This window comes from Amycolatopsis palatopharyngis (assembly GCF_003385185.1).
GTDB classification, from domain to species: domain Bacteria; phylum Actinomycetota; class Actinomycetes; order Mycobacteriales; family Pseudonocardiaceae; genus Amycolatopsis; species Amycolatopsis palatopharyngis.
In genome coordinates this window covers 57,317-65,360 of sequence record NZ_PQHZ01000036.1, presented here as the reverse complement: position 1 = coordinate 65,360, position 8,044 = coordinate 57,317, and the positions used below count along the sequence as shown (strand labels likewise).

Annotated in this window: 8 protein-coding genes; 4 read left to right on the top strand and 4 right to left on the bottom strand. The window is 67.0% G+C overall.

Annotated features, from left to right (window positions below):
• The 3 genes from D0C15_RS24005 to D0C15_RS23995 all read right to left on the bottom strand — a co-directional run.
• Positions 1–570 (bottom strand): pyridoxamine 5'-phosphate oxidase family protein (locus tag D0C15_RS24005; RefSeq protein ID WP_162830229.1); only part of this gene is annotated, 570 nt, incomplete at its 3' end.
• An 84-nt stretch (positions 571–654) separates the two neighbouring features.
• Positions 655–1,152, bottom strand: coding sequence for a GNAT family N-acetyltransferase (locus D0C15_RS24000; protein WP_116049589.1), 498 nt, complete (start codon positions 1,150–1,152; stop codon positions 655–657).
• The gene (locus D0C15_RS23995; protein ID WP_116049587.1) at positions 1,149–2,846 is read right to left on the bottom strand and encodes a bifunctional metallophosphatase/5'-nucleotidase; all 1,698 of its coding nucleotides are present in this window, start codon (positions 2,844–2,846) and stop codon (positions 1,149–1,151) included. Before D0C15_RS23995 ends, D0C15_RS24000 begins: the two co-directional genes overlap by 4 nt.
• A gap of 234 nt (positions 2,847–3,080) precedes the next feature.
• Between D0C15_RS23995 and D0C15_RS23990 the strand changes: the two genes are divergently transcribed.
• Entirely contained in the window at positions 3,081–3,803 is a 723-nt protein-coding gene (locus D0C15_RS23990) for a VanZ family protein (protein WP_116049584.1), read from the top strand.
• Between the two features lie 145 nt (positions 3,804–3,948).
• Here the strand turns inward: D0C15_RS23990 and D0C15_RS23985 are convergent, their stop codons facing one another.
• Positions 3,949–4,308 (bottom strand): VOC family protein, encoded by a 360-nt coding sequence (locus tag D0C15_RS23985; RefSeq protein WP_116049582.1) that lies wholly within the window; start codon positions 4,306–4,308, stop codon positions 3,949–3,951.
• Positions 4,309–4,346: 38 nt separating this feature from the next.
• On the opposite strand from D0C15_RS23985, the gene mug reads away from it, so the two are divergent.
• The 3 genes from mug (at position 4,347) to D0C15_RS23970 (ending at position 8,012) form a co-directional block, all read left to right on the top strand.
• Positions 4,347–4,943, top strand: coding sequence for a G/U mismatch-specific DNA glycosylase (mug, locus tag D0C15_RS23980; RefSeq protein WP_116049580.1), 597 nt, complete (start codon positions 4,347–4,349; stop codon positions 4,941–4,943).
• Between the two features lie 224 nt (positions 4,944–5,167).
• Complete coding sequence (locus D0C15_RS23975) at positions 5,168–5,950, top strand: LuxR C-terminal-related transcriptional regulator (protein ID WP_245976162.1); 783 nt, start codon at positions 5,168–5,170, stop codon at positions 5,948–5,950.
• Positions 5,951–6,158: 208 nt separating this feature from the next.
• Positions 6,159–8,012, top strand: coding sequence for an acyl-CoA dehydrogenase (locus tag D0C15_RS23970; RefSeq protein ID WP_116049576.1), 1,854 nt, complete (start codon positions 6,159–6,161; stop codon positions 8,010–8,012).
• The last annotated feature ends 32 nt before the right edge of the window (positions 8,013–8,044 follow it).

Sequence of the window (8,044 nt, the reverse complement as noted above, 5' to 3'; positions counted from 1 at the left end):
GGGAGGGAGGGGGGGGGGGGGGGCTGGGAGGCCGTCGATGCTGGTGCCGTTGTACGGCGCGGTCTCGCAGTAGGCGCGGAACTCCTCGTCGGTCTTGCGGCCGAAGTGCTCGGCGTGCAGCGTGCGCTCCTCGCGGTAGTCCATGAACGGCACGGCGAATCCGCAGGTGTCGCTGATCAGCCTGGCACGTACCACCACGATCGCCCGTAAACCCGCGCCTTCGGCTTCGGCGAAGTGGCCGATCAGCTCGTCCCAGCGTGGGTCGTCGCGGAACACCGCCACGCCCTGTCCGTGCACCCGGACGATCTTCGGCGGGCCGGTGAAGGCGCACCACATGAGCGTGATCCGGCCGTTCTCCCGCAGGTGTGCCAGCGTTTCGGCGTGACTGCCGCCGAAGTCCAGGTATGCCACCGTCTGCTCGTCCAGCACGGCGAGTGTGCCGGCCCGGCCCTTTGGCGAAAGGTTGACGTGGCCTTCCTCGTTCAACGGCGCGCTGGCGACGAAAAAGACCGGCTGTTCCTCGATGAAGTCCCGCAGCCGGCCCTCGATGCGCTCATAAGTCTTCCCCATTCCGCACATTGTCCTCGTCGAAGGCCCTGCGCGGTTTCGCCGGGGCCTGAGTCAGGTGCTGACCACAAGTTCCCGGGTGGCAGCTCACAGGTCCCGGACGAAGCACACCCGGTCCTGGCCCGGGCCGTCGTAGTCGGAGTGCACGGGCACCTCGCCGACGACCGTGTCACCGGGTTCCAGGCGGAAGCCCAGTTTTCGATGAAACGCGATGGAACCGTGGTTGCCGGGGGAGGTGACCGCCTTGACGGTCCGTCGGCCGGCCGCCGCCGCTGCCTCGAAGAATGTGCCGTACAGCCTGCGCGCCAGGCCGCTGCCCCGGTGTCCCGGTTCGATGCCGACGAAGTGGACGTACGCCAGCTCGGGGTCGTCGGCAGAGTGCAACCCGACCAGGAATCCGGCCACCGCACCATCATCGGTCTCGGCGACCAGGCTCGTCGTCGCGAAGTGCTGCAGGAACAACCTCGGCAACAGCAGCGCCAGCTCACGGGCCGCCTCTGGAGAGCGCGAGTCCCCCCACCACGCCTGGATGGCGCGGACCAGGGTCTGATGATCGGCTTCCGAGGCGGCCCTGAGCGTGATCATGGAACGACGGTAATCCGATCCGTGGGCGGCGGTGCGATGCCCGGGTTCGCGCCGAAGTAGGCGATCAGCGCGTCCAGGTCCACCGGGCCACCGGACAGGTTCGTGCCATTGGTGAGTTCGGTGAACCCGTCCCCGCCCGCTGCGAGGAAGTTGTTCACCGAGACCCGGTACTCCGCGGCCGGGTCGACCGGCGTGCCCTCGATCGTCATCTCCGAGACCTTCGACCCGATCGGCGCGGACGCCGAGTAGGTGTAGTTCAGCGTCGAGGAGATCTGCAGGATTCGTGTGGCCTCTGCCTGCCACTGCTGCTCCAGCACCCGCTTGAGCTGCTCGCCGGTGAGGGTGATGGTCTGCATGATGTTCGAGAACGGCTGCACCGCGAATGCCTCGCCGTATGTGACGACACCATCGCCCTCGCCATTGGCCGAGGACTCGTAGACGAGGTCGGTGCGGATCCCACCGGGGTTCGTCATCGCGATCTGTGCGTCGTTGGTGCGGGTGGCTTCCAGCTGAGCGTCGGCGATCACCGAGCCGAGCGGGGACTCACCGGATTCGCCACCGGCACGGACCAGGTCGGCGGTGATGGTGCCGATCGGCTCGTTGGCGATCGGTGCGGCCTTCTCGTTGGCCCGATCGATCAGTTCGACGACATCGGCATCGGGCGCGACTTCCCTGGTGACGATCTCGTTGTGTGCGCTGGTCTGCTCCCGGACCACGTCTCGGGTCCTGCGGTCGATCGTGAGGTCGACGACGGAAAGCAGCCTGCCGAAGGACGCCCCCTGGATCACCGGACGCGGGTTGCCTGCCGGGTCGTCGATCATGCAGCTGTACTGCTGGTGGGAGTGCCCGGTGAAGAAGGCGTCGACCTGCGGTGCGGCCTTCGCGGCGATCTGCGCCGCGGCTCCCGGCGTGATCCGGCAGTCGTTCGGGCCACCACCCTCGGTGTTGTCACCCTCGTGCAGGAGCACGATCTGCGACTTCACGCCGAAGCGATCGAGCATGCGGGAGGCGCGGTCGATGGCCTCGACCTCGTCGCCGAACTCGAGCCCCTCGATGGCTTCCGGAGTCACCACGTCCGGCAGGTCCTGCAGGGTGGCGCCGATGATGCCGACGGGGATACCGCCGGAGCGTTCGATGGTGAACGGCAGCATCGCGGGCGTGCCGTCGTCGAAGTAGATGTTGGCGCCGAGGAACGGGAAGTCCGTGCCCTTGTACTTGCGGTCGAACTGACAGCCGTCGTCCGGGTGACAGCCACCGGACTGTATCCGGCGCAGCTCGTCGTAGCCCTCGTCGAGTTCGTGGTTGCCGACCACCGAAGCCTCGACGTCGAGGTCGTTGAGGAACTCCACCGTCGGCTCGTCATGGAACAGCGCAGAGACGACCGGCGAGGCGCCGAGGCTGTCTCCCGCGGAGAGCACCATCGAGTTGCGGACCTCGTCCCGCAGACGCTGCACGTGCGTGGCGAGGTAGGCGGCACCGCCCGCGTCCACGGTCGAGCCGTCCGGCAGGCGGACGCGGCCCGACGATCCGGCTGGTGGCTCCAGGTTGCCGTGCAGGTCGTTGAACGCGATGATCCGGACGTCGGTGGTCCGGTCGGGCGTGGCGACCGCAGGGGTACCCGCGAACGCGACCGTGGCCAGCGCGGTGGTCGCGATCGCGGCCACGGCACGCAGGAGCCGGGGTGATCTGGTCATTGTTCCTCCGCATCAGCGTCCTATCCCCTTGAGGACGCACATGGCGGAGGAGTTTGCCTGGTGAAGTGGCGCAGGAGAAGAGATCCCGCTATTTCGATGGAAAAGTGCCGCATGCGCCCATATCCGGCAACCGGCACGCCACCGTTCGGCCATCGTCCATTCGGCCGACCCGGTCATCCGCGTCCAGCTGTTCGACCGAGGTCAGCGGCCTGCCGCGGCCCATAACTTCAAGGCATGACGACGGCACAGGCAACGGCCCTGCAGTACGGCTTACTCGGTTTTCTCGCGGTGTGGGGGACACTGCTGATCCCGCAGCTCCTCCTGCACCAGGCCCGCTACGGCCGGATCCAGCCGGTTCGCGTCGGCACGACGGCGGCCGTCACGCTTTACGCCTGCCTGGCAGTGGCTGTCGTACTGCTGCCGCTGCCGTCCTCGGGAGAACCGCACCTGAGCCAGAGCGTCCAACTGGTACCCCTGCAGTGGATCGCCGATGTCATCCGGGAGTCCCAGAACGCCGCGAGCCCGGTGAGCACGCTGGCGTTCGAGCAGCTCGCGATGAACGTGCTCCTGTTCGTCCCACTGGGGATCTTCGCCAAGCTGCTCTGGCACCGCCGGTTCGCCGGAGCTCTGGCGATCGGCTTCGGGGCGTCGGCGTCGATCGAGATCGCCCAGCTGACCGCCAACTTCGGCACCGCGCCGTTCGCCTACCGCATCTTCGACGTCGACGACCTGATGTCGAATACGACGGGAGCGGCTCTCGGCTGGATCCTGGCGGCGCTGTTCGCGCTGCTGCGTTCGCAGGTCACTACCAGTACTGCCGCGACCGATACTCTTCCCCTACCTGCAGCAGTACCGGCTCTGGTTCGCCAAGGCTCGCCAACCGTGCCCGTCTACGCAGGGCATCTCGCCGCTGCGCACGCCGGTCCTGGTGCGCGACGGTGGCCGCAGCAGCGATGAGGACGATCAGGACGAGCGCAAGGACCAGGGCGATGTCAGGCATTGTCCGCGCCAGCCCCCTTGCCGCCGTCTTGTGTGACAGGTCACACAGCGTACGCATCCGGGAGCAACTTCGCCACCCCGGTACGGATGACGCGGGAGCCACTCAGCGCGGAGGCAGGACGCAGAACTCGTTGCCCTCGGGGTCGGCGAGCAACACCCACGGATGGCGTGATTCGTCGGAGAGCACGGTGGCGCCGAGGCCGACCAGCCGCTCGACCTCGTCGTACTGGCCGCCGTCGGCGGGGACGAGGTCGAGGTGCAGGCGGTTCTTGACGCGCTTTTCCTCGGGCACGGGCTGCAGGAGCAGCATGGTGCGGCCCGCGGCCCCCAGTTCCACATACGTCAGCCCGTCGGCATCCTGCCAGCGGCGTAGTACCTCGTACCCGAGCGCGGCGCACCAGAACGTGGCCTGCTCCCGGCTTCGGCGGCAATCGAGGACAACAGCGAGAATTCTGCTCTGCATCCAGCGGTAGTACCCAGGAAGCGGCAGACTAAGGCGTCGTGAGGCAGCAGCAGCGGCCGACCAAGGACGAACTCGCGGCGGCGTACAACCACACCATTCCCGATGTCATCGCCCCGGGGCTGCGAGTGCTGTTCTGCGGCATCAATCCCGGCTTGTACTCCGGCGCCACCGGTCTGCACTTCGCCCGGCCGGGCAACCGGTTCTGGCCCGCCCTTTTCGCAAGCGGTTTCACGCCGCGTCTCCTGCATCCCAGTGCGGAGATGGAGCTGCCCGCCCTCGGGCTCGGCATCACCAACCTGGTCGCACGCACCACCGCTCGCGCCGACGAGCTGACACAGGACGAACTTCGCGAGGGCCATCGAATCCTGGAGCAGAAGGTCGCCGAGTTCCGTCCCACCTGGCTCGCCGTGGTGGGCATCACGGCCTTCCGCACCGCGTTCGGCAGGCCGAAGGCCACGATTGGCAGGCAGGACGAGCGGCTGGGCGACACCAACGTCTGGGTGTTGCCGAATCCGAGCGGGCTGAACGCCCACTGGACTCCGACGACGTTGGCCGAGGAGTTTCGCCGACTACGGTTCGCCGTCGATGTTTCGGGCAATCCAGACAACGGGGACACCGCTAACGCTGGCACATAACGCTTTGTGTTCACTCGCCGACGATTTCGTCACTGTGTGACCCCCCTCTCGGGGGAACATGCGTCACGGAATCGATGAATGACCATCAAAAGCGTCACGGGCTGCTTCGTCCCGAGTCACACGGGGAGCAACGGACGGACACCCAGGGGAGCACCGCCAGGAGGTGGTGAGCGAACGCATCCTGACCAGGGTGAAGTGGAGATGGAGAGCCAATGGCGCAAGTTATGGGCACGAACAGAGGCCAACCACAAGTGCCCACCCGCGCCACGCGGGGCCTGAGCGTGGCCGCGGTCGATCCGATCCCGATCTTCCGGGAGGGCCTTGCCGTGCTGATGCAACGCGCCCAGGGCCTGCACTGGGCCGGCTACGCGGGGACCCACCACTCCGCGTTGCAGCTGTGTGAACAGGTCCGCCCGGACGTGTTGCTGATCGACTCCGGCATGGATCCGCAGTGTCACCTGCTGCGACTGCTCGTCGCCGGCGACACCGGGATGACCGTCGTCGTCCTCGTGCGCGAGTCGACGCGCACCGCCGAGTTCCTGACCTGCGCAATCGCCGCCGGAGCCCACGGTGTCGTCCTGCGCTCCGGCGAGCCGCGGCGAGTCGCCGAAGCCATCCACCGCGCGCATGCCGAACGCCGGTTCGTCGATCCCGCGCTCACCGCGCTGGTCGCGCGACCGAAACGTCAGCCCGCCCACGCCGGTGACGGATCCGGGCCCGCAAGGGGGCAGATGCCGTTGTCCCGCCGGGAGTACCAAGTGCTGCAGCTGGTGGCCGAGGGCATGGAGAACTCGGCGATCGCGAAGGTGCTGTACCTGTCGGTGGAGACCGTGCGCACCCACGTGAAGAGCATCCTGCGGAAGTTGTCGGCACGAGACCGTACGCATGCCGTGACGACGGCCTTTCGCTCCGGGTTGCTGGTGATTCATCCGGACGACTCGCTGAAGCAGCCTGCGAAAACACCGCTGCCGACCCAGGCGGAGCGGACGTCCAACACTGTCGCGTGACCTCCGAACCCTTCGAAGTGTCCGGCGTCACACCTTGACGAAGCTGTATTCGTCACAAACGAGGTGAACTCGCTTGCCGATGGTTACTCACAGGTAATAGGCTTATGTTACCGGCCAGTAGGGCAGCGATGTCCGCGGGAAGACGTGCACTGCCGGCATGCGAACACAAAACGGAGCAACCGGCACCGCTGGGAACACGGAGAGACGAATGGGCCACTACAAGAGCAACGTGCGAGACCTGGAGTTCAACCTCTTCGAGGTGCTGGGCGTCCAGGACCGCCTCGGCAAGGGCGTGCTTGAGGAGTCCGACGAGGAGACCGCCCGCGGGGTGCTCTCCGAGCTGAACAACCTGGCGGTCGGCCCGCTGGCCGAATCGTTCGCCGACTCGGATCGCAACCCGCCGGTCTACGACCCCAAAACCTTCTCGGCCACGCTGCCCGAGGCCTTCAAGAAGAGCTACCAGCAGCTGTGGGACGGCGAGTGGTGGCGCCTCGGCCTGCCCAACCACCTCGGCGGCTTCGGCCTCCCGCCCTCAGTGCAGTGGGCCGCTTCCGAGCTGATCCTCGGCGCCAACCCGGCACTGTTCATGTACATGGCGGGCCCGAGCTTCGCGATGATCGTCGACAAGAACGGGACCGAAGAGCAGAAGCGCTGGGCGCAGCTCATGATCGACCGCGCCTGGGGCGCGACGATGGTGCTCACCGAGCCCGACGCCGGTTCCGACGTCGGCGCCGGTCGCACCAAGGCCGTCCAGCAGGAGGACGGCTCCTGGCACATCGACGGCGTGAAGCGGTTCATCACCTCCGCCGACCAGGACATGACCGAGAACATCATGCACCTGGTCCTGGCCCGCCCCGAGGGCCCAGGAATCGAGACCAAGCCGGGCACCAAGGGCCTTTCGCTGTTCCTGGTGCCGAAGTTCCACTTCGACACCGAGACCGGCGAGCCCGGCGAGCGCAATGGCGCCTACGTGACCAACGTCGAGCACAAGATGGGGATCAAGGTCTCCACCACGTGTGAGCTCACCTTCGGTCAGCACGGCACCCCGGCAAAGGGCTGGCTGCTCGGCGAGGTGCACGACGGCATCGCGCAGATGTTCCAGGTCATCGAGTACGCCCGGATGATGGTCGGCACCAAGGCCATCGCCACGCTGTCCACCGGCTACCTGAACGCGCTGGAGTACGCCAAGGAGCGGGTGCAGGGCGCCGACCTGCCGAACATGCTGAACAAGGCCGCCCCGAGGGTGACGATCACGCACCACCCGGACGTCCGCCGTTCGCTGATGCTGCAGAAGGCCTACGCCGAGGGCCTGCGAGCGGTGTACCTCTACACCGCGTCCTTCCAGGACCAGGTGTGGACCCAGGAAGGCGATGAGGATTCGCTGAAGCTGGCCGAGCGGGTCAACGACCTGCTGCTGCCGATCGTCAAGGGTGTCGGCTCCGAGCGCGCCACCGAGCAGCTCGTGCAGTCGCTGCAGACACTCGGCGGCTCCGGCTTCCTGCAGGACTACCCGATCGAGCAGTACCTGCGTGACGCCAAGATCGACTCGCTGTACGAGGGCACGACGGCCATCCAGTCGCTGGACTTCTTCTTCCGCAAGATCGTCCGGGACAAGGGCCAGGCACTGGCCTACATCGCCGCCGAGATCACCAAGACCATCGACCCGGAAGCGGGCGGTGCTGCCGCTGGCCGGCTCAAGCAGGAGCGCGGGCTGCTCAAGCAGGCGCTGGACGACACGCAGGGCATGCTCGGCTCGCTGATCGGCTACCTGACCTCCTCGCAGGAGGACCCGCAGAACATCAACAAGGTCGGCCAGCACTCGGTGCGGCTGCTGATGTCCGCCGGCGACCTGCTGGTCGGCTGGAAGCTGCTGCAGCAGGCCGAGATCGCGCTGACGAAGCTCGACGGTGGCGTTTCCGGCAAGGACGAGGCCTTCTACAACGGCAAGGTCGCCGTGGCGTCGTTCTTCGCCAAGACCGTGCTGCCGGAGCTCACCTCCCGGCGCGCGATCGTCGAGGCCGCCGACAACGACCTGATGGACATCGACGAGGCCGCGTTCTGATCCAAGCCTGACCCGCCTCCCGCGGGATGTTG